At 65.7% G+C, this 25,875-nt stretch carries 22 protein-coding genes and 1 riboswitch; of the genes, 10 read left to right on the top strand and 12 right to left on the bottom strand.

All coding sequences use genetic code 11. The features are described 5' to 3' along the window. Window positions 1-117 precede the first annotated feature (117 nt). The 4 genes from xylB to AvAM_RS03375 all read left to right on the top strand — a co-directional run bounded on the left by xylB (window position 118) and on the right by AvAM_RS03375 (window position 3,501). Window positions 118-1,602: a xylulokinase gene (gene xylB / locus AvAM_RS03390; protein WP_137745765.1), complete on the top strand. Its 1,485-nt coding sequence runs from the start codon at window positions 118-120 to the stop codon at window positions 1,600-1,602. Between the two features lie 28 nt (window positions 1,603-1,630). Continuing rightward, complete coding sequence (locus AvAM_RS03385) at window positions 1,631-2,665, top strand: PfkB family carbohydrate kinase (RefSeq protein WP_137745764.1); 1,035 nt, start codon at window positions 1,631-1,633, stop codon at window positions 2,663-2,665. A 75-nt stretch (window positions 2,666-2,740) separates the two neighbouring features. Then, entirely contained in the window at window positions 2,741-3,016 is a 276-nt protein-coding gene (locus AvAM_RS03380; RefSeq protein WP_137745763.1) for a hypothetical protein, read from the top strand. Between the two features lie 14 nt (window positions 3,017-3,030). After that, window positions 3,031-3,501, top strand: a complete 471-nt coding sequence (locus tag AvAM_RS03375) for a GNAT family N-acetyltransferase (RefSeq protein WP_249367912.1) — start codon at window positions 3,031-3,033, stop codon at window positions 3,499-3,501. Window positions 3,502-3,642: 141 nt separating this feature from the next. On the opposite strand, the gene AvAM_RS03370 is transcribed toward AvAM_RS03375, so the two are convergent. The 4 genes from AvAM_RS03370 to AvAM_RS03355 form a co-directional block, all read right to left on the bottom strand. Beyond that, window positions 3,643-4,263, bottom strand: coding sequence for an SMI1/KNR4 family protein (locus AvAM_RS03370; RefSeq protein WP_137745761.1), 621 nt, complete (start codon window positions 4,261-4,263; stop codon window positions 3,643-3,645). 38 nt (window positions 4,264-4,301) lie between these two features. Further along, window positions 4,302-4,769: a GNAT family N-acetyltransferase gene (locus AvAM_RS03365; protein ID WP_137745760.1), complete on the bottom strand. Its 468-nt coding sequence runs from the start codon at window positions 4,767-4,769 to the stop codon at window positions 4,302-4,304. A gap of 134 nt (window positions 4,770-4,903) precedes the next feature. Then, window positions 4,904-6,319 carry an FAD-binding oxidoreductase gene (locus tag AvAM_RS03360; RefSeq protein ID WP_137745759.1) on the bottom strand — a complete coding sequence of 472 codons (1,416 nt, stop codon included), beginning with the start codon at window positions 6,317-6,319 and terminating at the stop codon, window positions 4,904-4,906. A gap of 57 nt (window positions 6,320-6,376) precedes the next feature. Next, on the bottom strand, window positions 6,377-6,808 hold the full coding sequence (locus AvAM_RS03355) for a DUF2069 domain-containing protein (RefSeq protein ID WP_137745758.1): 432 nt from the start codon (window positions 6,806-6,808) through the stop codon (window positions 6,377-6,379). A 283-nt stretch (window positions 6,809-7,091) separates the two neighbouring features. On the opposite strand from AvAM_RS03355, the gene AvAM_RS03350 reads away from it, so the two are divergent. Continuing rightward, window positions 7,092-8,354 carry a YihY family inner membrane protein gene (locus AvAM_RS03350; RefSeq protein ID WP_137745757.1) on the top strand — a complete coding sequence of 421 codons (1,263 nt, stop codon included), beginning with the start codon at window positions 7,092-7,094 and terminating at the stop codon, window positions 8,352-8,354. A gap of 90 nt (window positions 8,355-8,444) precedes the next feature. On the opposite strand, the gene AvAM_RS03345 is transcribed toward AvAM_RS03350, so the two are convergent. Further along, the gene (locus tag AvAM_RS03345; RefSeq protein WP_137745756.1) at window positions 8,445-8,780 is read right to left on the bottom strand and encodes an Mpo1-like protein; all 336 of its coding nucleotides are present in this window, start codon (window positions 8,778-8,780) and stop codon (window positions 8,445-8,447) included. 200 nt (window positions 8,781-8,980) lie between these two features. On the opposite strand from AvAM_RS03345, the gene AvAM_RS03340 reads away from it, so the two are divergent. Continuing rightward, window positions 8,981-10,225, top strand: coding sequence for a DUF418 domain-containing protein (locus tag AvAM_RS03340; protein ID WP_137745755.1), 1,245 nt, complete (start codon window positions 8,981-8,983; stop codon window positions 10,223-10,225). Window positions 10,226-10,268: 43 nt separating this feature from the next. Here the strand turns inward: AvAM_RS03340 and AvAM_RS03335 are convergent, their stop codons facing one another. After that, window positions 10,269-11,087 carry an alpha/beta fold hydrolase gene (locus AvAM_RS03335; protein ID WP_137745754.1) on the bottom strand — a complete coding sequence of 273 codons (819 nt, stop codon included), beginning with the start codon at window positions 11,085-11,087 and terminating at the stop codon, window positions 10,269-10,271. Between the two features lie 2 nt (window positions 11,088-11,089). After that, window positions 11,090-12,400 (bottom strand): O-acetylhomoserine aminocarboxypropyltransferase, encoded by a 1,311-nt coding sequence (locus AvAM_RS03330; RefSeq protein WP_137745753.1) that lies wholly within the window; start codon window positions 12,398-12,400, stop codon window positions 11,090-11,092. A gap of 109 nt (window positions 12,401-12,509) precedes the next feature. Here AvAM_RS03330 and AvAM_RS03325 point away from each other — a divergent pair, with 109 nt between their 5' ends. Next, entirely contained in the window at window positions 12,510-12,980 is a 471-nt protein-coding gene (locus AvAM_RS03325) for a CBS domain-containing protein (RefSeq protein WP_137745752.1), read from the top strand. 70 nt (window positions 12,981-13,050) lie between these two features. Here AvAM_RS03325 and AvAM_RS03320 read toward each other — a convergent pair whose 3' ends face one another. Further along, complete coding sequence (locus tag AvAM_RS03320) at window positions 13,051-14,622, bottom strand: caspase family protein (RefSeq protein WP_171012127.1); 1,572 nt, start codon at window positions 14,620-14,622, stop codon at window positions 13,051-13,053. Window positions 14,623-14,741: 119 nt separating this feature from the next. On the opposite strand from AvAM_RS03320, the gene aroC reads away from it, so the two are divergent. Beyond that, window positions 14,742-15,839 carry a chorismate synthase gene (gene aroC, locus AvAM_RS03315; protein WP_137745750.1) on the top strand — a complete coding sequence of 366 codons (1,098 nt, stop codon included), beginning with the start codon at window positions 14,742-14,744 and terminating at the stop codon, window positions 15,837-15,839. A gap of 36 nt (window positions 15,840-15,875) precedes the next feature. After that, entirely contained in the window at window positions 15,876-17,681 is a 1,806-nt protein-coding gene (locus AvAM_RS03310) for a bifunctional UDP-sugar hydrolase/5'-nucleotidase (RefSeq protein ID WP_137745749.1), read from the top strand. 49 nt (window positions 17,682-17,730) lie between these two features. Here the strand turns inward: AvAM_RS03310 and AvAM_RS03305 are convergent, their stop codons facing one another. The 4 genes from AvAM_RS03305 to AvAM_RS03290 form a co-directional block, all read right to left on the bottom strand. Continuing rightward, window positions 17,731-18,630, bottom strand: a complete 900-nt coding sequence (locus AvAM_RS03305; protein WP_137745748.1) for a DMT family transporter — start codon at window positions 18,628-18,630, stop codon at window positions 17,731-17,733. A 282-nt stretch (window positions 18,631-18,912) separates the two neighbouring features. Then, complete coding sequence (gene nrdR, locus AvAM_RS03300) at window positions 18,913-19,362, bottom strand: transcriptional regulator NrdR (protein WP_137745747.1); 450 nt, start codon at window positions 19,360-19,362, stop codon at window positions 18,913-18,915. 21 nt (window positions 19,363-19,383) lie between these two features. After that, complete coding sequence (gene glyA, locus AvAM_RS03295; RefSeq protein WP_137745746.1) at window positions 19,384-20,628, bottom strand: serine hydroxymethyltransferase; 1,245 nt, start codon at window positions 20,626-20,628, stop codon at window positions 19,384-19,386. Window positions 20,629-20,664: 36 nt separating this feature from the next. Then, window positions 20,665-20,817: riboswitch (ZMP/ZTP riboswitch) on the bottom strand. Window positions 20,818-20,844: 27 nt separating this feature from the next. Further along, entirely contained in the window at window positions 20,845-21,687 is an 843-nt protein-coding gene (locus AvAM_RS03290; RefSeq protein WP_137745745.1) for a lytic transglycosylase domain-containing protein, read from the bottom strand. A 1,098-nt stretch (window positions 21,688-22,785) separates the two neighbouring features. Between AvAM_RS03290 and AvAM_RS03285 the strand changes: the two genes are divergently transcribed. Then, window positions 22,786-25,551, top strand: coding sequence for a DUF349 domain-containing protein (locus tag AvAM_RS03285; RefSeq protein WP_137745744.1), 2,766 nt, complete (start codon window positions 22,786-22,788; stop codon window positions 25,549-25,551). Window positions 25,552-25,875 lie beyond the last annotated feature (324 nt).

The following is a 25,875-nucleotide window of genomic DNA, read 5'->3' as shown; positions in this document are numbered from 1 at the left end:
CGGGCGGCCCTGTCCCACATCCCATCACCGGCTCACCGCTGCAAATCGCCCATCACCCAACCACCTTTCGAGCTGGGCCTGTCGAAGCCAGGGCCTGCCATCGACCCTTCATTCACCATGTACCTCGGAATTGATTTGGGCACCTCGGGTGTCAAGCTCCTGCTGCTGGACGACGCGCACGCCGTGGTCGCCACGGCCGATGCTGCCGTGCCCCAGCACCGCCCCCAGCCCACGTGGAGCGAGCAGCACCCGGCCGACTGGTGGGCGGCGGTGGAAGCTGCTGTGGCGCAGCTGCGTGCCCAGGTGCCCGCTGCGTGGGCGCAGGTGCGGGGCATCGGCCTCTCGGGCCACATGCATGGCGCCGTGGTGTTGGGCGCGCAGGGCCAGGTGCTGCGCCCGGCCATCTTGTGGAACGACGGCCGCGCCAGCGCCGAATGTGCGCAGTTGGAGGCCGCAGTGCCCACCTCACGCCAGATCACCGGCAACCTCGCCATGCCCGGCTTTACCGCGCCCAAGCTGCTGTGGCTGCGCACGCACGAGCCTGCCGTGTTTGCGCAGATCCGCACCGTATTGCTGCCCAAGGACTGGCTGCGCCTGCAGCTCACCGGCGATGCAGTGAGCGACATGTCCGACGCATCGGGCACCCTGTGGCTGGACGTGCAGGCCCGCGCCTGGAGCCCGGCCATGCTGCAGGCCTGCGGGCTCGATACATCGCACATGCCCGCGCTGGCCGAGGGCAGTGCGCCCACGGGCACGCTGCGTAGCGATGTGGCCCGGCGCTGGGGGCTCCGTGGCAGCGTCGTTGTGGCTGCAGGCGCGGGCGACAACGCCGCCAGCGCCGTGGGCGTGGGCGCCCGCACTGCGGGCCAGGGTTTTGTGTCGCTGGGCACCTCGGGCGTGGTCTTTCGTGTGACGGATGCCTTTGCGCCCGCCACCGAACGTGCCGTGCATGCCTTCGCCCACGCGCTGCCGCAGCGCTGGCACCACATGTCGGTCATGCTCAGCGCGGCCAGTGCCTTCGGCTGGGTCACGCGGCTCACAGGGCGCGGCGACGAGGCGCAACTGTCGGACGCAGTGGGCACCCTCAGCACCACCCGCCAGGCGCAGGCCCCGCTGTTTTTGCCCTACCTGAGTGGCGAGCGCACCCCGCACAACAACGCGGCTGCCACCGGCGTCTTCATGGGCCTGCGCGCTGAGCACGAAGCGGCCGACCTGGCCTATGCCGTGATGGAAGGCGTGGGCTTTGGCCTGCTGGATGGCCTCAACGCCATGCGCGCTGCAGGGGCTGGGCAGGGAGCTGCTGCCAGTGGGAGTGAAGCGGCCCTCGCCCTCGTCGGCGGCGGTGCCCGCAGCAACCCCTGGGCGCAGCTGCTGGCCAGTGCGCTGTGCACAGCACTGCAACGCCCGCAGGGCGCACACGCCGCAGCGGCTCTGGGCGCCGCGCGGCTGGCCGCCATGGCCTGCGGTGGCGACGAAGCCCGCTGGTGCCAACCCCTGCCCGCTGACACCACCTTCCTGCCGCAGCCTGCGCAACAAGCCCTGCTGGCCGAACGCTATGCCCGCTTTGTGGCGCTGTACCCCGCGCTGCAATCGCAGTTCTGACGTGCTGCCTTCTAAATCCCAAGCCACCATGACTTCTGCACCCGACACCTCTACCGCTACGACGCCCGTCCAAGCCGCCATCGCCGGGGAGGCCCTCATCGACCTCATCCGCCGCCCCGATGGCAGCTACCTGCCGTGCCTGGGCGGCGCGCTCTACAACCTGTGTCGTGCGCTGGCCCGGCAGGGTGTGGGCACGCAGTACCTCAACCCCTTGTCGCGAGACCGCTTTGGCTGCGAGCTGGCGGCGCAGTTGGTGGCCGACGGCGTGGTGCTGGCCCGGCCTGAGCCTGTGCAGCAAGTCACGTCCCTGGCCGTGGTCAACCTTGATGCAAATGGCCATCCCGACTACGCCTTTTACCGCGAAGGTGTGGCGGACCGTGCCGTGACGGCAGAACGCTTGGGCGACAGCTGTACTGCCTTGCCCGAGCTTCAGTTGGTGTGCACCGGCGCGTTGGCTCTCGACGCGCGTGACACCGCCATCTACCTGCCTTGGCTGGCCGCCCAGCGCGCCGCTGGCCGCTGCGTGGTGGTCGATGCCAACCTGCGCCCCTCCGTCATGCCCGACCTGGTGGTCTACCGCACCACGGTGTACGCCGCGCTGGCCCACGCCCACATCATCAAGGCGAGCGACGAAGACCTGGAGCACTTGGCCGTGCCGGGTGCCGATGCGTTGGCCCGCGCGAAGCATTTGCTGGCCGCTAACCCGCAGGCCCACCTGATGGCGCTGACGCTGGGCGCGGAAGGCGCCTGGCTGCTGCATCGCAATGGCGCGCAGTGTTTTGCCAAAGAGACCCAGCCGCTGCAGGTGGTGGACACCGTGGGCGCGGGCGACAGCTTTCTGGCCGGGTTGCTGGCGCATCTGCTGCGGCAGTCAGAGGCCGCCGGGGTTGCCCGTTTTGTGCAGTGCGTTGATGGGCTGACGGCTGATGCCTGCCAGCAGGCGCTGCGCCATGCGCTGGCCAGCGCCAGCCTGTGTGTGATGGAGCAGGGCTGCGTGCCGCCGGGCTGGGAGGCCGCCCTCGCGTGGAGCGAGCAGCACCCCGCAGCCCAAGACCCGCGTTGACGTCGGGGCAAGGGCATCGCCCTCGTCAAGGCTGGCCGTCTATCATTTCCCGTCGCAGATTCGCGGAGGATGCCGATGACGGAGTTTCTGGTTGCGATGCTGTGGTCAGTCGTCGAAGTGCTGATCGTCTTCACCGGTGCGCAGGTGGTCCGGGTGGTCAGCCTGGGCCGCTGGCGCTCTGAGCGCAGGGGCAGCAACGAAGCGCGCACCTTGAGTGCCGCTGGTGCACTGTCGTTCCGGCATGAGGGGCAACGTGTGGTGACGACCAACGGCCTGATATTTGTGGGACTGTTGTTCTATGCGCTTCTTGCTGTGTTGGCGGTCGCGCTTTCCAGGCTGGTTTCGGTGTGATTGCGGATAGCGCAGTGCCTCAGGGCACAGAGATCGTTCCCGTCGGCCCTGGTACCGCAGAAACCGCCTGTGCCGTCGTCCGCCAGTCCATCACCCACTGCTGCGTGCTCGACCATGCCAATGATGCCACCATCCTGACAGCTTGGCTGGCCAACAAGACACCCGAGAACCTGGCCGCGTGGATCGCCGCGCCGGGTGCAGTGGCGTGGGGCGCATACCGGGGCGAAACGATGGTGGGCTTTGCGCTGCGGGCGCAGGCCGTGCTGGCGCTGTGCTACGTGGTGCCGGATGCCTTGCACCAGGGGGTGGGGCGGGCCCTGCTGCAGCACGTCGAGGCCCATGCCCGCGAGGTGGGGCTCGCAGCTGTGGGGTTGGAGAGCACGCGTACTGCCGAGGCCTTTTACCGTCGCAATGGTTATGCGCCGCATGGAGCGGCGCAAACGTGGGCAGGGTTGCAGGCACAGCCGATGCGCAAGGTGTTGTGACGTCACCTCTGCTGCTGCGTTGCCTATCGAGCCGTAGGCGAGCGCGTGAGATTTTTAGTTGAAATGGCTTCTGGCGCCTGATCTGTATGCGCTTGCAGCTCTCACTTTTATAGCGATAGGTGCTTTCACCCCCGCCGTACCTCACACATCGGTACGCACCCGCTGTCCCCGGTTGTCGTTCATTTCCAGAATCCACCACTGGGCTCCGTTGTTCTTGTCGATGAAGCGCATGTGGGAGGCGAAGTTGGCCAGCGTTTCGCTGCTGAGGTGGAGCATGCCCTCCACATACGCCACCAGGTCGTTGGCACCGTGGGTGAACTCGTAGCCATCGTGGTCGAACTCGAACACCTGCCCTGCACATTCGCCCTCGGTGGCCATCAGGATGTAGTTGCCCGAGCGCGGTGTCTCGCCGATCACCAGGCAGTGCTCGATCCAGTCGGGCAGGATGTCTTCGCGTTCTTCGTCGCCCAGGTGTTCGATCCAGCCGCTGAAGGCCTCGTGCAGCTCGGCCCATTCGGCGGGCGGGGCGATGTAGCGGGCCGCATCGCCGCTGAGTGCGTCGTGGTACAGCAAGACGCCGCCCAACGTGGCGTAGAACGCGGGCAGGCTGCCTACATCGGGCAGCGGCGCATCCAGCACTGCGGGCGGCTGGATGTGGTGCTGGAAGTTCACCGTTTTGGTTTCCTGCGGCTTGTTGATGCGCTCGCAGGAGAACGTGCCGGTGTGTTCGGCGATGGCGCGGTGCAGGTCGGGCAGTGTCATGGGTGGTCCTGTTGTGGACTGCGGCTTGTGCGCAGCGCTCAGAGTTCTTGTGCGTAAACGATGAAGCCGTGGTGCTTGGCCAGCTTGTCATACAGCTGGCGCCCGGCGGCATTGGTCTCGTGGGTTTGCCAGTACACGCGCGAAGATTGGGCGGCGCGCGCTGCGCCATACACCGCATCGATGAGCGCCCGGCCCACGCCCCGGCCGCGCGCGGCCTCGCGGGTGAACAGGTCGCTCAGGTAGCACACGGGCTGGATGCGCGTCATGCTGCGGTGAAACAGGTAGTGCGTGAGGCCCAGAAGCTCGCCGCTGGCATCGTCCTGTGCCACCAGGCAGAACATGGGCTCTGCCGCGTCATGAAAGCGCTGCCAGGTGGTTTGGGTGATGTGCTCGGGCAGCGCGGTGGCACCAAAGCGGCCGTAGAACGCGTTGTAGCCGTCCCAGAGCGGGCGCCAGGCGGCGTAGTCTTCGGGTTGAACCGGGCGCACGGTAACGGCAGCGGTCATGGGTCAGCTTTCTGTGGGTTTAGAGCGGCTAACAAAACTCTTCTGGCGTCGTTGCTGTGTCTTGTCGTACTGCTCGTACTGCCTGCGACACAGCGCCTAGCCAGAACCGCTTCGCTGAGTGTTTTTAGCCGCTCTTATTGCAGTACGCGCTTCGGGTTCATGATGCCCTGCGGGTCCAGCGCCTGCTTGATGGCGCGCATCATGCCCAGCGCCACGGGCGACTGGTACTTGGCGAGCTTGTCGGCCTTGAGCTCGCCGATGCCGTGCTCGGCCGAGAACGAGCCGCCAAACTCGGCCACGGCCTCGTACACGAGGTGGTTCACATGCTCCTCATGCTCGCGCAGAAAGGCCTTGGGGTCGCCCTCTGCCGGGGCCTGTACGTTGTAGTGCAGGTTGCCGTCGCCCAGGTGGCCGAAGTTAACCAGGCGCACGCCCGGGATCTCGCGCTGCAGCACCGCATCGGTGTGCGCCACGAAGGCGGGGATGCGCGAGATCTGCACCGAGATGTCGTGCTTGATGTTCAGACCCTCTTCGGCCTGGGCGAGGGGAATGCTCTCGCGGATGTGCCACAGCTGGTGGGCCTGGGTGAGGTTCTCAGCCACCACGGCGTCGGTCACGCAGCCCATTTCAAACGCGGTTTCCAGCAGCGATTCAAACCGTGCGCGCGCGTGCTCTTCGGATTCGCTGTCGGAGTTTTCGAGCAGCACGCACCAGGGCGCGTTGTCATCGCCCAAAAACGGCACGCGCAGCTGCGGCATGTGTTTGCCCACCAGGCTCAGCGCAAACTGGCCCATCACTTCGAAGCCCGTGAGGCCCGCGCCCAGCTGCTTGTGCGCCAGGCCCAACAAGGCCACGGCGTGTTCCATTGATGGCACGGCCGCCCAGGCGGTGAGGCGTGCGGCGGGCTCGGGGTAGAGCTTCATCGTCGCAGCGGTGATGATGCCCAGCGTGCCTTCGCTGCCGATGAACAGGTCGCGCAGGTCGTAGCCGGTGTTGTCCTTGCGCAGGCCTTTGAGGCCGTCCCACACCTCGCCCTGGGGCGTGACGACTTCCAGGCCCAGGCACAGGTCGCGTGCGTTGCCGTAGCGCACCACCTGCGTGCCGCCCGCGTTGGTGCCCAGGTTGCCGCCGATGGTGCAACTGCCTTCGGCCGCGAGGCTCAGGGGGAAGAGCACGCCCGCGTTCTGCGCCACGTCCTGCAGGTTTTGCAGGATGCAGCCCGCTTCCACGGTCATGGTCAGGTTGTCGGTGTCCACGCTGCGCACCGTGTTCATGCGCGTGAGGCTCAGCACGATCTGCGTGCCGCTGTCGTCGGGCGTCGAGCCCACAGCCAGGCCGGTGTTGCCGCCCTGCGGAACGATGGCGGTGCCCGCTGCCGCGCAGGCTTTGACCACAGCGGCCACCTCTTGCGTATTGGCAGGGCGTACCACGGCCAGGGCCTTGCCGCGCACGCGGCGGCGCCAGTCCTGTTCCCAGGCGGTCAGGTCGCCATCAGCGAGCACATGGGTGGGGCCAACGATGGCGCGCAGGGTGTCAAGCAAAGTGGTCATGGGCAAACGGGTGTGCAGTGCGTTGAAAAGTGCAGGGCGATGGATGTGCGGGGCTTGTCAGGGAGCGGGGGCTGCCACGCTGGCCTCGGCAGCGGATGCTGCCGCCTTGGCATTGCGCTGGCGCAGCCGCACATGCAGCGTGCAGGCGGTGAACAGCACCAGGCACAGGGCCACTTCGGCCCAGGCCAGCCACTGTGACGGAGGCTTGTCGCTCCAGCCGCGCACCACGCCTTCGGTGAAATACAGCCAGATCACCAGGCTGACCCAGCGGTAGGTGTACATGCGGTTCTTGAGGATGCCCGCCAGCGGGATGCACAGTGGCAGGGCCTTGATGGCCAGCCAGGTGCCGCCGGGGCGCAACGGGGCCAGCACCAGCTCCCAGGCCAGGCAAAGAACAATCAGGGCCAGCAGGCTGCCGGTGGCCAGCCAGCGGGTGGCGGCGACGCCGCTGTCAGGCGGCGCGAGGGGGATGGCGGGGGATGCAGTCATTGGGGTGGCATCATATCGGCCATGTCCTTTCTAGAGCGTGCTATGCACTTTTACGTACCCACGTTGGGCCACAAGGCCCGTGATCGCAAGGCGCAAGCCGCCGCCAAGGCTGGGGCCTTGGCAAGGGTTGCAACGCAGCGAGCGCTGGCCTTGTGGCCCAACCCTTCGGGAAAGCCGGGGAAAGGACCGGCCACGTTGTTGCAGAACGCTTGCGGTATCCATACCGCGGCGCGTCCTGCGCCTAGTTGCCGGGCCTTTCCCCGGCTTTCGTGGGCACGTAAAAGTGCATAGCACGCTCCAGACAGTCGCATCACGCACCGAAGCGTTGATCAATGAACTGTCGCACTTCCCGTGGAAGACCACGGCCCAGACGCTGCGTGAACGCTTTCGTGAGGACCACCTGGGGCTCACGGCCAGCAGCCTGACCTTCACCACCATCCTGGCGCTGGTGCCCTTTTTTACCGTGGCGCTGGCTGTGTTCACCGCGTTCCCCATCTTCGGCAAGCTGCAGGATGCGCTGCAGGGCTGGCTGGTGAGCAGCCTGGTGCCCGACAGCATCTCGCGCCAGGTGATTGGCTACCTGAACCAGTTTGCCTCCAAGGCCAGCGGCCTGGGCGTGGCGGGCTTCAGCATCCTGCTGGCCACGGCGCTGGCGCTGATCCTGACCATCGACCGCACGCTTAATGACATCTGGCGCGTGCAGCGCCTGCGCCCGCTGGGACAGCGGGTGCTGATCTACTGGGCGGCCATCACGCTGGGCCCGTTGCTGATGGGGGCGAGCCTGGCGCTCACCTCGTATGTGATGTCGGCCTCGGGCGGGCTGGTCAAGCGCCTGCCCGATGGGGTGCAGCTGCTGTTCGATTCGATCCAGTTTGTTGTGCTGGCGGGCGGCATGGCCTCGCTGTACCACTATGTGCCCAACACGCCGGTCAAGTGGCGGCATGCCTGGACGGGCGGGCTGTTTGTGGCCGTGTGCATCGAGCTGGCCAAGAAGGTGCTGGCGCTGTACCTGGGCAAGGTGCCCACCTATTCGGTGGTGTACGGCGCGTTTGCCACGCTGCCCATCCTGCTGGTGTGGATCTATGTGGCCTGGGTCATCGTGCTGCTGGGGGCGGTAGTCACGGCTTACTTGCCCAGCCTGCTGGCGGGCGTGGCGCGGCGTGGCACCGTGGCGGGCTGGACGTTTCAGCTGGCGGTGGAGGTGTTGCAGGAGCTGCACCGCGCGCGCAGCCAGCCCATGAAGGGCCTGCGCCCCAGCCAGCTGGCGCAACTGCTGCGCGTGGACGTGCTGCAGCTCGAACCCGTGTTGGAAGCGCTGACCGCACTCGACTGGGCGGGCGAGGTGGCCGATGCGGCGGTGAGTGCTTCCGACGTGCCCGAGCCGCGCTATGTGCTGCTGGCCGACCCGGCTCACACCCCGTTGGCGCCCCTGGTGCAAAAGCTGCTGCTGGAGCGTGTACCGAGCCTGGGCCCGCTGTGGCAGCGCACGGGCCTGGAGACCCTGCACATGGCTGATGTGCTTGAGGGCACTGCGCAGGCCAGATGACCTGCTGTTGCGCTATGTTTGCTATTTAGTGTATAGCTTAAATCGCATGATGGACGCGCGGCAGCGCCCATTTTTGCTTGGATTTTTCCGTCAGAACGGCACCTTGCCCGTCCAGATGTCCTTGTACATCACCCAGTCGCCCATGAAGCTGTAGAGCGGGCGCTTGAAGCTGGCGGGCTTGTTCTTCTCGAAGCCGAAGTGCCCCACCCAGGCAAAGCCATAGCCGCAGAGCAGGCCGTACAGCAGGTACTGCGGCTTGCCCGTGGCCACCAGCATGGCCAGGCAGACCAGGGTAAGCGTCGAGCCTACAAAGTGCAGGCGCCGGCAGATGCGGTTGCTGTGCTCCGTCAGGTAGAAGGGATAGAACTCCGCAAAGCGCTTGAAGCTGCGCGGGTCGGTGGGCGTGTGGGGGGCGCTGATGTCCATCGTTGTCTCCTGGTGGGCGGTCTGCTTGTGATCTATGGGTATGGGTGATCCTTGAGCCATCTGTGCGTGGCTTTGCTTGCGCGCAGACTCCCCGGAGGGCTGCGCCGCTGTCAAACGATTTATACGCTCAAGCTCGGGACAATGCTGTGCCGTGATGGACAGGGGTTACTGCGGCTTGTGCATGAACAAGTTCTGCCACCATGGCCATGATGACTTCTGCTGAATCCACCACCCACACATCCTCCCCCGCTGTGGACCGCGAGCACGCCATCGACGCGCTGCGCGGCTTTGCGCTGCTGGGCATCCTCATGGTCAACGCGGGCAGTTTTGCATCCACCTACTTTGGTGTGGGCGTGGCAGACCCGGCCTTCTCCCGGCCTGTGGACCACGCCGTGCGCTGGCTGGTGAGCCTGGTGTTTGAAACCAAGTTCTACCTGCTGTTCTCGCTGCTGTTTGGCTACAGCTTTGCGCTGCAGATGGATTCGGCGGAGCGCTCCGGCAGTGCCTTCGTGCCGCGTTTCCTGCGCCGGCTGCTGGGGCTCTTGCTGCTGGGGCTTGCGCATGCCTGGCTGCTGTTTGCGGGCGACATCCTGGTCACCTACGCACTGCTGGGCGTGTTGCTGCTGGCCTGGCGCGGGCTGAGGCCCGTGGCTGCCATGGCGCTGGCCCTGGCGCTGCTGGGCATGGTGGCCGGGGGCTGGGGCCTGCTGGCCTGGCTGGTGGCGCATGTGCCGCCCATGGAGGTGCCGTTGGCCGAGCTGCATGCCAAGGCGCAGCAGGCCGCAGAGGCTTACCGTGCCAGCGCCCTGGACACGATCGCCCAGCGCGGGCGCGACATGGCCGAAGGCGTCTGGTTTGTGCTGGTGTTTGTGCAAGGGCCCTGTGCGCTGGCCATGTTCCTGCTGGGGCTCGCAGCGCACCGCTCGGGCTACCTGGCCCGGGTGGCGCAGCAGCCTGCGCACCTGCGCCGGTGGATGCTGTGCTGCCTGCCGGTGGGCGTGGCCGGGGCCTTGTTCTATGCCACTGCGCAGGTCGGCGCCAGCAGCGTGCGGCAACCTGAATATGTGGGGCTGGCAGCGCTGGCGGTGGACCTGGCCACGGCGCCGCTGATGGCCTTTGGCTACGTGGCGCTGCTGCTGTGGTTGCTGCAGCGCAACCCCTTGGGCCAGCGCCTGGGCGGTGCGCTGGAGCCTGCCGGGCGCATGGCGCTGTCCAACTACCTGCTGCAGTCGCTGGTGGGGGCGCTGGTTTTCACGGCCTATGGGTTGGCGCTGGTGGGCCGGGTGGCGCCCTGGCTGGTGGTGCTGGGTGTGTTCATGCTGTACGCGGCCCAACTGGTGTGGAGCCGCCGCTGGATGGCCACACACGCCTACGGCCCGGTGGAATGGTTGCTGCGGGCCTTCACGCTCTGGCAATGGCCCGCTTGGCGGCGGGCTGCGCGCTGACCTGCGGTGCGGCAGGCCAGCGACAGGGTGGGCCTGGCGAGAGTCAGCGGGCCAGAAAGTCGCGCAGCGCGAACAGCGTTTCTTCCGGCGCCTCGGTCATCTGGTTGTGGCCCACGGGCAGATGGGCGATTTGCACCTGCTTGCCCGCTGCCTGGGCGGCCTTTACGAGGCCCTGGGCGGCCTTGGGGGCGGTCATCTGGTCCTGGCTGCCCAGCGCAAACAGCACCGGGCAGGTCAGTTGCGCCATGGCCGCCTCGCCACCCGCATAGCTGTCACAGGCCACGAAACCCCGGTGGAACACGTTGACCGCCGTATTGCTGCGCAGCACCTTGCGGCCCAGCGCCATGCCTGCGCCAAACACCCAGGTGCCAGGGCCCAGGGCCGACGGGGGCGCTGACAAGGTGCTGCGCGAGAACACGTTGACCATGCGCATCGCCTTCTCCGGGTCGGTCTGCGAGGCCTCGATGAGTGCGGGCGACACCTTCATCGGAAACGCCGTGCCCACCAACACCAGATGGCTGATGCGGTCCTTGAGCCGCGCGGCAGCTTCCATCGCAATCAGCGAACCCCAGCTGTGGCCCACCAGCGCTGCGCGCTGCGCGCCCGCAGCATCCAGCAGCGCGCCGATGAAGTCCGCGCCTTGCTCCACCGTGGCGGGCGCATCGCCGCCACTGCGGCAGTGGCCCGGCAGGTCGATGGCCAGCACGTTCCAGCCGTGGTTGGCCATGTAGCGGCTTTGCAGGGCCCACACGCTGTGGTCGTTGAGGACACCGTGGATGAACACCACCGTGGGCTTGGCGGCATCGAATGCCTTGCCGCCGGTGTAGCAGTAGATGGCGGCGCCATTGACTTGGATGTGCATGGTCAGGCCCCCGCTTTCTCGGCCGCCTTGAGCGCGCGCTTGAGGTCGTCGATCAGGTCGTCGGCGTCTTCGAGGCCGATGGACAGGCGGATCGTGCCCTGGCTGATGCCCGCGCCCGCCAGCGCCTCGTCGCTCATGCGGAAGTGCGTGGTGCTGGCCGGGTGGATCACCAGGCTGCGGCAGTCGCCCACATTGGCCAGATGGCTGAAGACCTTGAGGGTTTCGATGAACTTCTTGCCCTGCTCGCGGTTGCCTTTGAGGTCAAAACTGAACACCGAGCCCGCGCCACGCGGCAGCAGCTTTTGCGCCAAGGCGTGGCTGGGGTGAGACTCCAGCATGGGGTGGCCTACGCGAGACACGAACGGCTGCGCGGCCAGAAATTCGACCACCTTCTCGGTGTTGCGCATGTGCTGCGCCATGCGCAGCGGCAGGGTCTCGATGCCTTGCAGGATGAGCCAGGCCGTGTGTGGGCTCATGCAGGCGCCAAAGTCGCGCAGGCCCTCGCGCCGCGCGCGCAGCAGAAAGGCGCCCACAGTGCTTTCTTCAGTGAACACCATGTTGTGAAAGCCATCGTAGGGCTGCGTCAGCTCGGCAAACTTGCCGGCCGACTTCGGACCGTCCCAGTCAAAGCTGCCGCCATCCACCACGATGCCGCCTACGACGGTGCCGTGGCCCGAGAGAAACTTGGTGGCCGAGTGGTAGACCAGATCTGCACCGTGTTCAAAAGGCTTGATGAGCCAGGGCGAGGTGAGGGTGGAGTCCACCAGCAGCGGCACACCCGCTTCGTGCGCGATGGAGGAGACGGTGGGAATGTCCAACACATCCAGGCCGGGGTTGCCCACGGTTTCGCCAAAGAACAGCTTGGTGTGGGGGCGCACCGCAGCGCGCCAGCCGTCGATGTCGCCGGGCTTGACGAACGTGGTCTCGATGCCGAAGCGCGAGAGTGTGTAGTGCAGCAGGTTCTGTGATCCGCCGTACAGCGCAGTGCTCGCCACGATGTGGCTGCCCGCTCCCATCAGCGTGGCCACGGCCAGGTGCAGCGCGGCCTGGCCGCTGGCGGTGGCGATGGCGCCCACGCCGCCTTCCAGGGCGGCCACCCGCTGTTCCAGCACCGCGTTGGTGGGGTTGCTGATGCGGCTGTAGACATGGCCACCGCGCTCCAGGTTGAAGAGGGAGGCTGCGTGGTCGCTCGACTCGAAGACGAACGAGGTGGTCAGGTGGATGGGGGTGGCGCGTGCGCCAGTGGCGGGGTCGGGGCTCGCGCCTGCGTGCAGGGCCAGCGTGTCAAAGCCGGGGTCTGAATAACCGGGCATCGGGTGTCTCCCATGTTGTCAATGCAGCCGGGCATTGTGGGCTATATTTGGTAGCAAATTGTCTATAGCGCCTGCCGCGCTTCTCTCGCCCTCTCGGAGACCCAGCACCATGAAAGTCAGCGACATCCTTCGCGTCAAAGGCAACACCCTCTACACCGCCTCGCCCGACGAGCCGCTGGCGGGTGCCGTGGGCCTGATGGCCGAGCGCGACATCGGCTCGCTGGTGGTGATGGAGCATGGCGACCTGGTGGGCATGCTCACCTTCCGTGAAGTGATCCAGGCGCTGGTCAAGAACGGTGGCAACGTGGGCACGATGCTGGTGCGCACGGCCATGGACGATGCCCCCCTGACCTGCACGCTCGAAACCGACATGGACGAAGTGCGCCGCATGATGCTGGACCGCCACGCCCGCTACATGCCCGTGATGGACAAGCGCATGCTCATGGGCGTGATCAGCTTCTACGACGTGGCCAAAGCCGTGGTGGACAGCCAGAACTTCGAGAACAAGATGCTCAAGGCGTATATCCGCGACTGGCCTGCAGAAGAGGAAACCTTCAAGGGGGATGCGAACACGCCCTGAAGTGCCTTTCGCCCCCCCCGGCCGCCCACTTGTGACCCTTTGTGGAGCGACAAGAATGGGCAGCGTCTGATCACCGTGGCTTGTGGATGCGCACTACCTCGCGTGTCCAGCTGTTGTCCCGGGTCATTCCGTTGGCCAAGCTGACTTTGGCCTGGCGTACATACTTCGCGATGGTTCCCCGGCTGTCTACCCAATAAGTCAGCTTGCCGGACAGACCACGGTATGACCGCAAGCTGGCTTCGATGCGATAGGCATACATCGTGCCTGCGGGCACAGTAATTTGTTCGTAGGCAACCACCCGCATGTCCTGTTCCACCCAGCCCACATCACCGATCGGCGTTGGAATGTTCTTGGGCATGGTTTCTTGCGATCGGCTGACCCAGCGTTTACCGATCTGAAACTCGTCAGCGGGCAGCGACTGGATGGGAGGGTCGAATTCGATGCCCAGGTCATTGCGAATGGTGCCACCCGCCAGCGTCACGATCTGCTGACCGTTGTTAATTTCGACGACACCGTCCTTGATCGATGTCACGCGGAGGGTTTCCCGGCGCGTCTCTAGTTTGGTGAGGTGGTCGCGGTAGACCTGCTCGATCTCGTCGCCGACCTGTACATCCCGCTGCACGGAGTGGCGCCCTTGCACCGGAGCTGCCGTGACCAAGGGTTTTGAGAGTTGGTCCAGACGGCTTTGCACCGCTTCGCTGATGGCACTGCTGGGATAGGCCTGCAAGAAAGCATAAAAGTCGTCAGGGTTGCGTGAGGCTTTGATGCGGTCCCACTCCGCCTTCTCCCGCAGAAATTTTTGGTCCAGTTCTTCAGGCTTGGGTTTAGGGAGCGGTGCAATCGGCGTGGTAGCACCCGGGCCACGGCCATCGTTGAAGACAAAATCTTCTTCCAGGCTGGTGCTCTCCCACGGAATCTGCTGCCCCCGGCTCTTTTGCCGCACCTGCAGGCGCACGCGCTTGAAGACATCCTCGATGCGGGAAACCGGCTTGGCCAGTTCCTGCAGCAGGTAGCCGGTGTACAGGCCGTTGCTGCCTTCGCCATCGTCTGCGGTGTTGCCTGGTGCCGTCGCGTAGGCGAGAAAAGTCCCGGGCACGGCGTCGATTTGCGCCAACCCCTTGGCTGACGCGGTGCCGTCGTAGGGGTTGTTCCGGCAGGCATCAAGCACCAGGATGTTGACCCGGTTGCCCGCCTGCTTGAAGGCGCTGATCACCGCATCCACATCCACGGCCTGTGCGACCACATCGTTCTGGGTCTTGGGCTGTGCATCCACAGGCACCATGTAGTTGCGCCAGTTGATCTGCAGCCCGTGGCCTGCGTAGTACAACATGCCGACCCCGTTCTTGCCCTGCAGCCGCTTGCGGGCGTCGTCAATGGCTTCGGTCATCTGGCCCCGCGATCCGTCGCGCAACTCCAGGACCTGGAAGCCCAGCTTGCGCAGCTGCTCGGACATCGCCTTTGCATCATTGGCAGGGTTGGACAGCGCGGCGGTGCCTGGGTAAGCGGAGTTGCCGATGACCAGTGCGATCCGTATGTCCACGGGGGCATTGGCCTGCGCAGAGGCCGCCAGCGCGCCCAGGGCCACCAGCCCACGCGCAAAAAACCGTTGTGCATGCCGCGATACTGCAAAGACCTGGATCACTGGCCGCCCCTTCAAACTTGTTTTGCGGGCCCACTATATCGGCATCGGTGTCGCCCGCCAATGAGAAAAGGGCGTGGCCAGCGCCTCTGGAATCCGCGCGTCTGGAATAATCCCTTCCCATGAGCGGCAACACCATCGGTACCCTATTCGCAGTCACCAACTTTGGTGAATCCCACGGCCCGGCCATTGGCTGCGTGATCGACGGCTGCCCGCCCGGCATGCCCCTTTCTGAAGCCGACATCCAGGCAGACCTGGACCGGCGCCGCCCTGGCACCAGCCGCCACGTCACGCAACGCAACGAGCCCGATGCGGTGGAGATCCTGTCGGGCGTGTACGAGGGCAAGACCACCGGCACTCCCATTGCCCTGCTGATCCGCAACACCGACCAGCGCAGCAAGGACTACAGCAACATCGCCGAAAGCTTCCGCCCCGGCCATGCCGACTACACCTACTGGCACAAGTACGGCATCCGCGACCCGCGCGGCGGCGGCCGCTCTTCGGCCCGCCTCACGGCGCCCACCGTGGCCGCAGGCGCTGTGGCCAAGAAGTGGCTGGCCCAGCAGTACGGCGCGCAGTTCCGCGCCTGCATGACGCAGCTGGGCGAGCTGCCGATTCCGTTCGAGAGCTGGGACCACGTACGCGCCAACCCCTTCTTCGCCCCCGTGGCCGACGTGCAGCAGTACGAGGATTACATGGACGCCCTGCGCAAGGCCGGTGACTCGTGCGGCGCCCGCATCCGGGTGCAGGCCACCGGCGTGCCGGTGGGCCTGGGCGAGCCGCTGTACGACAAGCTCGACGCCGACATCGCCCACGCCATGATGGGTTTGAATGCCGTGAAGGGTGTGGAAATTGGCGCAGGCTTTGCCAGCGTGGCCCACCGGGGCACCATGCATGGCGACTCGATGACGCCCCAGGGCTTCCGCACCAACAACGCCGGTGGCGTGCTGGGCGGTATCAGCACGGGCCAGGACCTGGAGGTGAGCATCGCCATCAAGCCCACCAGCTCCATCATCAGCCCGCGCGAGTCCATCGACATCCATGGCAAGAGCACCGAAGTGATCACCAAGGGCCGCCACGACCCCTGTGTGGGCATCCGGGCCGCGCCGATCGCCGAAGCGCTGCTGGCGCTGGTGGTGATGGAGCATGCCCTGCGCCACCGGGCCCAGTGTGGCGACGTGGTGCCGCCCGTGCCGCCCATCCAGGCCTCGTTTCTGTAACACCAACTCCCACCGTCCCAGGGGCGGTCCCTCTGTATGAGCAACCGCTTGTTCCGGGCCTTCCGCCGCCGGGCGCTGGCCGCATTGGCGGTGCCGCTGTGGCTGGCTGGCTGCAGCAGCATGGCGCCCATCTCGCCCACCGCCCCTGCAGCGGACAGCGCGTCGGCCCACATCGACATCACCCTCATCGGCTTCAACGACCTGCACGGCAACCTGGAGCCGCCCCACATGGCGCACCGGGTGCAAGGGCCCACAGGCCCCGTGCTGGCGCCTGCCGGGGGCATGGCCTACTTCGCCAGCGCCATGGCCGCCCTCAAGGCCCAGTCGCCGCACCATGCGGTGGTGTCGGCGGGTGACATGGTGGGCGCCTCGCCGCTGGTGTCGTCGCTGTTCCTGGACGAACCCACCATTGAAGCGGTCAACCGCATGAAGATCGACTTCAATGCGGTCGGCAACCACGAATTTGACCGGGGCTGGCGCGAGCTGCTGCGCCTGCAGAACGGCGGCTGCGAGAAGTTCACCTCGCGCGAGCCCTGCCGCATCAGCAAGCCGTTCGAGGGCGCCCAATTTGGCCTGCTGGCGGCCAACACGGTGCGCGAAGACGGCCGTACTCTGTTGCCCGCCACGGGACTCAAGCGGTTCACCGAAGGCGGTGTCACCGTCACCATGGGGTTCATCGGTCTCACGCTGCAGGCCACACCCACCATGGTCAGCCCGTCGGGCGTGGCCGGGCTGCGGTTTGAGGACGAAGCAGCCACCGCCAACGCGCTGATTCCGCAGCTCAAGGCCCAGGGCGCCGATGTGATCGTGGTGGCCATCCATGAAGGTGGTGGCACCACGGCGGGCGTGCAGGAGACCAGCTGCGCAGGCCTCTCAGGCGACATCGTTCCCATCCTGGAGCGGCTGGACCCGGCCGTGGATGTGGTGGTCTCGGGCCACACGCACCAGGCCTATGTGTGCGACTACAGCCGCGTGAACCCGGCCAAGCCCTTCTTGCTGACGAGCGCAGGCCAGTACGGCACGCTGCTCACCGACATCCAGCTGCGCGTGGACACGCAGACCCGCCGCGTGGTCCGTAAAACGGCGCGCAATGTGGTGGTGCAGGGCGAGGCATTCACGGGCGCCCAGGGGCCTGTGCCGCTGACCACTGCCGTGCCGACGTTCCCTGCGGACCCTGGCGTGCAGAAGATCATCGACACCTACCGCGCCGCCGCCATTCCGCTGGCCCAGCGCCCGGTGGGCCAGGCCCGGGGGGCCATGCGCCGCCAGCCCAACGCGGCGCTGGAGAGCGTGTTGGGCAATCTGGTGGCAGACGCCCAACTGCTGGCCACGCGGGCGCCCGAAGACGGTGGCGCGCAGTTGTCGTTCATGAACCCGGGCGGCCTGCGTGCGGACCTGGTGCCGGATGAACAAGGGCTGGTGCGTTACGGCCAGCTGTATGCAGTGCAGCCCTTCGGCAACCAACTGGTGATCAAGACCTTCACGGGAGCGCAGATCCGCGCTGTGCTGGAGCAGCAGTTCGCCAGCGGCGGCAACACGGTGCAGCGGCCCCGGGTGCTGTCGGTGTCCAGCGGCTTCAGCTACCGCTATGACCTTGCCCAGCCCGCCGGGGCGCGCATCAGCCACATGGTGCTGAACGGTGCGCCGTTGACCGATGCGCAGTTGGTGCGTGTGGTGATGAGCAGCTTTCTGGACAGCGGCGGTGACAACTTCACGGTGCTGACGCAAGGCCAGGACCGGCGTGTGGGCGAGCTGGACCTGGACGCGCTGGAGGCGTACTTCCGCCAGCAGAGCCCGGTGGCCCCCCCGGCCACGAACCGCGTCACGCGCGCGGGCCGCTGAGGCAGGGCCGCACTGCGGCCGTGGCTTGGGTCATTCGCTGAGGCATGGGTCAGCTGCGGCTGCGCAGCGCACCCAGCCATTGCAGCGGGTTGAAGCCGGTGACCAGCCCGGTCGCCACCAGCACCAGCGCGCCGCCCCAGAGCATGCCTGGCCCCAGGGCCTCGCCCAGAAAAATATGGCCCCAGGCCACGCCAAACAGCGGGATCATGAAGGCCGAACTCATGGCGGCCACCGGCGAGACATGTTTGAGCACCCGCAGGTTCAGCCAGTACGCCAGGCCCGAGGTCACGATGCCCATCACCGCCACGGCGGCCAGTGCACCGGGTGTGAAGCGCGCTTCAGGCAGGCTCCAGGCCGCGCCCGGCAACAGCAGCACCAGGGCGGCGGCATGGATGCCCGCCGCAATCGACAGCGGCGACATGCGCTGGGTGGCACGTTTCATCCATGTGGTCGAGATGCCGTAGCAGGCCGATGCCGTCACACAGGCTGTCGCCGCCAGCAGCAGGGCTGGGGTCGGCTCCACCGGCCCCAGCTGCACGATGAGTGCCACCCCGGCGAAACCGCTGATGCAGCCCAGCCATTTGCGTGCACTCAGCGTGTCTTCCTTCATCCAGGCGGCGGCGATCACGCCAAACGGTACGGCCATGGTGTTGAGCAGCGAGCTGTAGCCCGCAGGCAAGTGCAGGGCCGCCCAGGCGTACATCGAAAAGGGCAGGGCGACGGTGAGCGTGCCCAGCCCGAACAGTTCGCGCCAGTGGCGCCAGGGCCAGGACTCGTTGGCGATGCGCATGATGCCGATCAGCGTGAGCGTAGCCAGGCCAATGCGCAGCGCGGCCATCACATTGGGGCCCAGCACGGGGCTGGCGATGCGGATGAAGAGGAATGAGGCGCCCCACAGGGCAGACAGCAGCACCAGCTGCAGGAAGTGGCGGGTTTTCACCGCAGGGATTGTCGGGCACGGGCGCAGGGCGTGCTGCTGGCTCGAACGAAAAATATCGAGCCAAAATGGCCTTCTGCGCTCGCCCAGTAAGCCTTGGTAGCTATATTTTCAGGAGTGAATGGCCTTGTAGCCTCGGGGGGCAGCGCTGCGTGTTGTCCAGGCAGGGCAGGTGGGTGGCTTGTGTTTGCTATGCTATTGATAGCTATCAGTGCTTGATGGGCGCGCGGTGGTGGCCAAAAAAGCTTGAACTCATGCCTGCTGGGCAACTGGGGCGCGCAGCACGGGGCGCGGCTACTTGCGCACTTCATCGACCATGGCGCGGAAGTCGTCGATGTCTTCAAAGCTGCGGTATACGCTGGCAAAGCGGATGTAGGCCACTTTGTCGAGCTTCTTGAGTTCGCGCATCACCAGCTCGCCAATGCGGCTGGAGATCACCTCGCGCTGGCCCAGGTTGAGCAGCTTTTCTTCAATGCGCTCAATGGCCGTGTCGATCTGGTCGGTGCTCACGGGACGCTTGCGCAGAGCCAGGTTGAACGAGCCGAGCAGCTTGCTGCGGTCGTATTCAATGCGCCGACCGTCTTTCTTGACGATGGCCGGGAAGTTCACTTCCGGCCGCTCGTAGGTGGTGAAGCGCTTGTCGCACGCGCCGCACTGGCGGCGGCGGCGGATGAAGACCCCATCCTCAGACACCCGCGTTTCAACGACTTGCGTTTCGAGGTGGCTGCAGAAGGGGCACTTCATGGACGCTGAGAACCGGCTTGCTTAACGGTAGACCGGGAAACGTGCGGTCAGGGCGTTGACCTTGGCGCGCACGGCGGCGATGTTGGCTTCGTCGCGGGGGTTGTCCAGCACGTCGGCAATCAGGTTGGCCGTGATGCGGGCTTCTTCTTCCTTGAAGCCGCGCGTGGTCATGGCGGGGGTGCCAATGCGCACGCCGCTGGTCACCATCGGCTTTTCAGGGTCGTTGGGGATCGCGTTCTTGTTGATGGTCATGTGGGCGGCGCCCAGCACGGCCTCGGCTTCCTTGCCGGTGATGCCCTTGGCACGCAGGTCCACCAGCATCACGTGGCTTTGCGTGCCGCCCGACACGATGCGCAGGCCGCGTGCGGTCAGCGTTTCGGCCACGACCTTGGCGTTCTTGGCCACTTGCTCTTGATAAGCCTTGAACTCGGGCTGCATCGCTTCCTTGAAGGCCACGGCCTTGGCTGCGATCACGTGCATCAGCGGGCCGCCTTGCAGGCCGGGGAAGATGGCGCTGTTGATGGCCTTTTCGTGCTCAGCCTTCATCAGGATGATGCCGCCACGGGGGCCGCGCAGGCTCTTGTGCGTGGTCGATGTCACCACGTCGGCGTGGGGCACGGGGTTGGGGTACACGCCCGCAGCGATCAGGCCGGCGTAGTGGGCCATGTCCACCATGAAGATCGCGCCGATTTCCTTGGCGATCTTGGCGAAGCGCTCGAAATCGATGTGCAGGCTGTAGGCGGATGCACCGGCCACGATCAGCTTGGGCTTGTGTTCGCGGGCCTTGGCTTCCATCGCGTCGTAGTCGATGGCTTCGTTCTTGTCCAGACCGTAGCTGACCACGTTGAACCACTTGCCGGACATGTTCAGGGGCATGCCGTGGGTCAGGTGGCCACCTTCGGCCAGGCTCATGCCCATGATGGTGTCGCCGGGCTTGAGGAAGGCCAGGAACACGGCTTCGTTGGCAGATGCGCCGCAGTGCGGCTGCACGTTGGCCGCGTCGGCGCCGAAAATCTTCTTCACGCGGTCGATGGCCAGCTGCTCGGCCACGTCCACATGCTCACAGCCACCGTAGTAGCGCTTGCCGGGGTAGCCTTCGGCGTATTTGTTGGTGAGCTGGGTGCCTTGCGCCCACATCACGGCGGGGGAGGCGTAGTTTTCGCTGGCGATCAGCTCGATGTGGTGCTCTTGCCGGGCGTTTTCAGCCTGGATGGCGGCAAAGAGTTCGGGATCGGTTTGTTCGACAAGAATGTTGCGGTCGTACATGGTTTGGCAGTCCTAAGAACTTGTGTCCCTTGAAACAAGGGCTGCCCAGGCGAACGGCTGAACGCAGCGGGTGGCCCCGTGCGGCACGCTTCCCAGTGGTTCACAAGGGGCGGGCCCTTGCCGGTTTCCACGTCAGCGGCAGCACCCTGGTGTGGGATGCAGCGCCTATCGCCAGTCGCGTACCTTGCTAGTGTAGCCGACGCGGTGGCGCATTCTTCAAAGGCCCGACAGCAGGGCCACTTTGTCCGTAGCCGCCGAGGGCACCACCACTGCAGGGGCTGCAGCCGGGATGCTCTGCGCGGGCGCCTGGGTGGACAGCGATGGAGGGGGATTGAAAGGCATGGCCCGGCCGTTGGCTACCTGGCGCAGGCGGAAATGCTCCGCCATCACCTTGGCCGCGTAGCCACCATCGTCGGCCATGTTGGCTGCGCCCACGTAGTAGCGCAGGCCGCCCTCGACAGAGCCAGCGCGCGCAATACATTCCTGCAGCACCTTGACGCCCACGCGCAGGTTGCTCACCGGGTCAAAGGCGGCAAAGTGGCCGCCAAAGCTCTGGTACTTGTCGGTGTGCACGCGGGTCATGACCTGCATGAGGCCCTGGGCACCCACGGAGCTCTCGGCGAACGGATTGAAGCTCGACTCGATGGCCATGATGGCCAGGATCAGCGTGGGGTCGATCTTGGCACGCGTGCCAATGTCGTAGGCCTCGGCCACCAGCACGCTGAGCGGCTCGGGGGCCACGCGGTACTTCTTGCTGAGCCAGAAGGCCACCGCCGCCTGCTCTTTGGGCAGGTCCTTGGGGTTGGCGGCCGTGGCGCGTTCGCTGGCTTCGGGCTCGATGGGCATGCCCAGCATTTCCACCTGGCGGGCTTGCAACCAGCCCATGAGACGCTCTTCGCCTGCCTGGCGCAGATCGGGCCTAGCTGTGAGGGCAATGATGATGAAAGCAACGGCAAGGCCGATGAGGGCAAAGCTGTTGTGGGTGATTTCAAGAAAACCTTCGGTCACATCGGCCGCGAAGGTTCGCACGCCGGAGACTATTTTTCCTGACGCTGTCATAGCTCTTCCTTTCTGAGGCGCAGCGGGAAGAGGGGGCAGTCGCGAGGACTGCACCTTCCCGGCAATTCGCCTGGATTGGTACGCCATCAAGTCCGGGCTGCACGTCTGTGGAGTGCTTGTTGCCTGGTTTGACTTAGCCGGGGTCGGCAGCGGGTTGGGGTTTTTACTAGCCCGTTTTCGGGGCTGGCGGATTCTAGGAGGTCACTAAATACATAGTCAATACTAACGTTTAATTTTTTTAGACACTTCAGTTATGAAAAGTATGTAAAAAATCACAGTCTCGGCAGTCTTTTGGGGGTGTGGAGTCGCCTGGCGCGGGTGGCCGTTGTGACGCCTTCATGTCAAATTCAATCGGCCGTTTAGCTGCCATTGAGAATCCGATTTGAGCCCGGCGAGCGACTTTGGTAAGGTAGAGGCGCCTGTAGATTTCAGGCATCGCCAGACGAAGCGAAGTCTCCCTCTGAGGGCATTCAGTGCCAAGGTGCAGCAGATGCCGCTTCTAAGGCACCCCCTGGAGGCAATCCCTTGCCTCCTCGCCATGTGGACCTTCATCTCCACATCGCGACCGATGGCAAAGACCGTTGTGTCAGCCGTCAAGCCCGGCGGGCAGGCCACGAGGCCCTGTCCGTCGGGCTTTCTTATTTGCTGCCGTGTTTTTGTGCTCTGTGGGTGGGAAGCTTCGCCATGCGCGCGGCTGCGATGCGGCGGGGGCATGCGTGGTCAAGGGGTTGTTGCGGGCACTGGATGCTCGTGGACGGCGCTCTTTCAAGGCACCCGTTGGAGGCTGTGCGGCCGCACGATTCCTGGAAAGTCCTGGGGTGGGCTCTTATATATAGATAATGGGGGTTGTTCCCTTGAGCCGTGGTGGCGCGCTCGCAGTGGTGGAGTCCGCCGCCGAGAGGGGTGCTCAGCCTGCCGCCTTGCCTGGCCATGCCTTGTGCCAGATCAGTCCGGCGGTGTGACCCCGCGCTACCCAGAGGCCCGTGGGCCGAACCCGGTGAAAATAGCTCTTTTGTGGCCTTGGCGCGCGTCTGGCACGTGGCCCTGGCCAGCCTTCAGGCCTTTGCCTTCGAAGGCGCTTTGTTATCCATTGGATCCATGTTTCCATTTTTTTCCCGCAGCAAAATGTCCGACGCACCTGAAGTGAATCCGGCCCCGGCCAAAACCCAAGAGCTGCATCCGCTCGATGCGCTGACCGGCGGCGCCTTTTCTGCCGCCACCTCTGGCGAGCGCGCCTCCCGCATCCGTGACTGGCTGGCCACCCAGCCTGCGCCCGAACAGCTGCAGGAAGTCTTCAAGGAGCTGAGCGGCCGCGACAAGGGCGCTGCCCGTGCCGTGCGCGAGCGCCTCGACGAAATCCGCCGCGCCAAGGGGCAGGAAGCCATCGCTGCAGAGTGGGCCGAGAAGGCCCAGGCGCTGCTGGCAGCCCCCAAGCTCAATATTGCCGATGCCCTGGCCTGGCAGCGCGATGCCGCCAAGGCGGGAGCCCCTTTGTCGCGCGAACCGCTGTCGCTGCTCAAGGTGCAGATGGCTGACCGCGTCAAGGTCATTGAAGATCTGCAGCACCGCGTGCAGGTGCAACGCGAGGCGGCCGTGTTGCTGGCCCAGCGCATCGAAGTGCTCTCAACCAAGCCTTGGCGCGACGCCCATGCTGCGCTGGAGTTGCTGCGCGCCGATGTGGCTCGCTGGCAGGAGCAGGCCCAGGAACTGACGGGCGACGCCAGCTGGGTGAGCGTGGAAGCGCGCTTCCCTCCGCTGCTGGATGCCTCCCGCACCCAGTTGCTGGTGGTGTGGGAAGCCTTCCAGCCCGCCGTGGCCCAGGCCGCCGCCGCTGCTGAAGACGCCGCAGCGCCTCTGCCACCCGTGCCCGTGTGGGCCGATGAGCTGCGCGCTGCCCGTGGCCTGCCGACCGAAGCGTCGGCCGCCGCTGCAGCTGCGGCCAAGCCCGCGCGTGCTGTAAAGCCCAAGGTAGCCCCTGAAGTGGTGGAAAAAGCTGCTCAGGTGGTGCGCGAGGCCCTGACCACGCTTGAAAAAGAAACGGCCGAAGGCCATGGCAAGGCCAGCGCTGGTGCTGCAGCCGCCCTGCGTGCCGTGCTCAAGGTGCATGGCAAGCACATCGACAATGCCCTGGAGCAGCAGGTGCACACGGCACTGGTCGCCGCTGGCGAGCTGGAAGGCTGGCAGCGCTGGAGTGCCGACCAGGTGCGTGAAGACCTGGTTGCCAAGGCAGAAGCCTTGCTCAACCGCCCTGAAGGCCAGGCCCTCGGTGGCCGCAAGATGCAGGAAACCCTGCGCAATCTGCGCGACCAATGGAAGCAGGCAGACCAAGGCGGCGCGCCCAACCATGCGTTGTGGAAGAAGTTCGACGAGGCCTGCAACGCTGCGCACAAGGTCGTCGAGGCATGGCTGGACAAGATCCGTACCGAGGCAGCTGAGCACAAGGCACAGCGCCTGGCGCTGATCGAGGAGGTCAAGGCCTGGGCGCAGGCCCATGCCACGTCCACCGACTGGAAGGGCATCAACCGTGCGCTGTACCAGTTTGGCGACCGCTGGCGCGAAGGTGGCCATGTGGGCGAAAAGCTGTTCGCCGAACTGCAGCCGTTGTGGAAACAGGCCATTGCCCTGGCTGCCGCTCCCTTGGAGGCTGCGCAAAAAGACAGCCTTGCCCGCCGCCACGCCATGATCGAAGAAGCGACGGCGCTGGGTGCAGCACCCATGCTGCGCATTGACGCCGTCAAGGCCCTGCAGCAGCGCTGGCAGGGCGAGGCACAGTCCGTACCGCTCGATCGCAAGCACGAACAAAAGCTGTGGGATGCCTTCCGCAAGCCTATTGACGAAGCCTTCAACCGCAAGTCGGCTGACCGCGAAAAGGCCGCCACCGAGCTGAGCGCACGCGACCGCGTGGTGCTGGATGCCTCCAAGGCCCTGGAGGCGGCCAATGCCACGGGCGACGCGCAGCAGATCCGTGCTGCCGTGCAAGCGCTCGAAGCGGCATTGCGCGGCCAGGCCCAGGCGGCCGAAGCAGTCGCCTCTGCGCAGAAGGCGGAGCAGAGCGCAGCAGCACCGGCAGAGCAGGCTGTGGGTGGCGATGCCCCTGCGGCCGATGCAGCCACGGAGGGAGATGGTGCTGCTGCTGCCGATGGCGAAGCGGCAGCTCCTGCAGCGGCGCCCGTGGCACCGCCCAAGCCCGCCCGCCCTGTGGTGGCGGTGCGTGGCGACGATCGCCCAGGCATGAAAAAGGACGCCCCAGCAGCCCCAGGACGTGGTGCACGCCCAGGTGACCGCCGCGATGGCCGTCCTGGTGACCGTGATGCCGGGCGTGCTCCACGCGCCGAAGGACGCTTTGGTGACCGCAACGACCGTGGTGGCCGCATGGGAGAGCGTCCCGCCTACGAAGACCGCGGTCCCCGCCTGGGTGATGTGGCGTTCCGCGCGCAGCGCGATGCCATGGAGCACGCGCAGCTGGCGCTGAAAAAGCTGGCGGCCCAGGCCCACGGCGAAACCCTGACCCAGTTGCTTGCCGCCTGGGACAAGCGTGACCCGGCCCAGGTCCCCAGTGCCCAGGACCTCGGTGGCCGCGTGACGGCCTCCGTGCGCACCGCGTGGACCCAGGCGCTGTCTGCAGCGCCTCAGGGCGATGCCGCCGAAGCCCTGCTGCGCCTGGAAATGGCGGCAGAAGCCCCCACGCCTGCAGAACACATTGCCGCACGTCGCATGCTGCAACTGCAACTGCTGACGCGCCGCAACGATCCGGCCCCTGCCCAGACTTGGGGTCAGGATGCCGCGCGGGTGCTGGCAAGCGCCAGCGACGCGGCCAGCGCGCGGCGTCTGCAGAATGTGCTGAAAACGCTGCTGCGCAAGTAAAAGAGGGTGCTCCTGGGGTTGCCGGAAGGCTGCCCGAGGATGTGCCATTCATCCAGGCATCCGCACGTGTGGGCGGATGTACTTCTGGGCTGTGCGGTGTGGTGTTGGACTGCGGTCTGGCGTGTGCCGCAGAAATAAAAAATCCCCGTGTTAGTGCCGATGCAATCTTGACCAGCTAAACCGCAAAGTGCCAATCCAATATTGACCAGGGTGTTCCACTGACCTGCTGAGAATTTCAGCAGGGATTCAAGGTGATCACCATGGACATGATTGGCAAGGTCAGGCGCATGAGGCTGCGCGACCAACTCTCTCTCAGCGAGATCG

Source organism: Acidovorax sp. NB1, assembly GCF_005405905.1.
In the GTDB taxonomy this organism is placed as follows: domain Bacteria; phylum Pseudomonadota; class Gammaproteobacteria; order Burkholderiales; family Burkholderiaceae_C; genus Acidovorax.
Note: the sequence above shows the minus strand (reverse complement) of the source record. Positions and strands in the feature narration are given on the sequence as shown.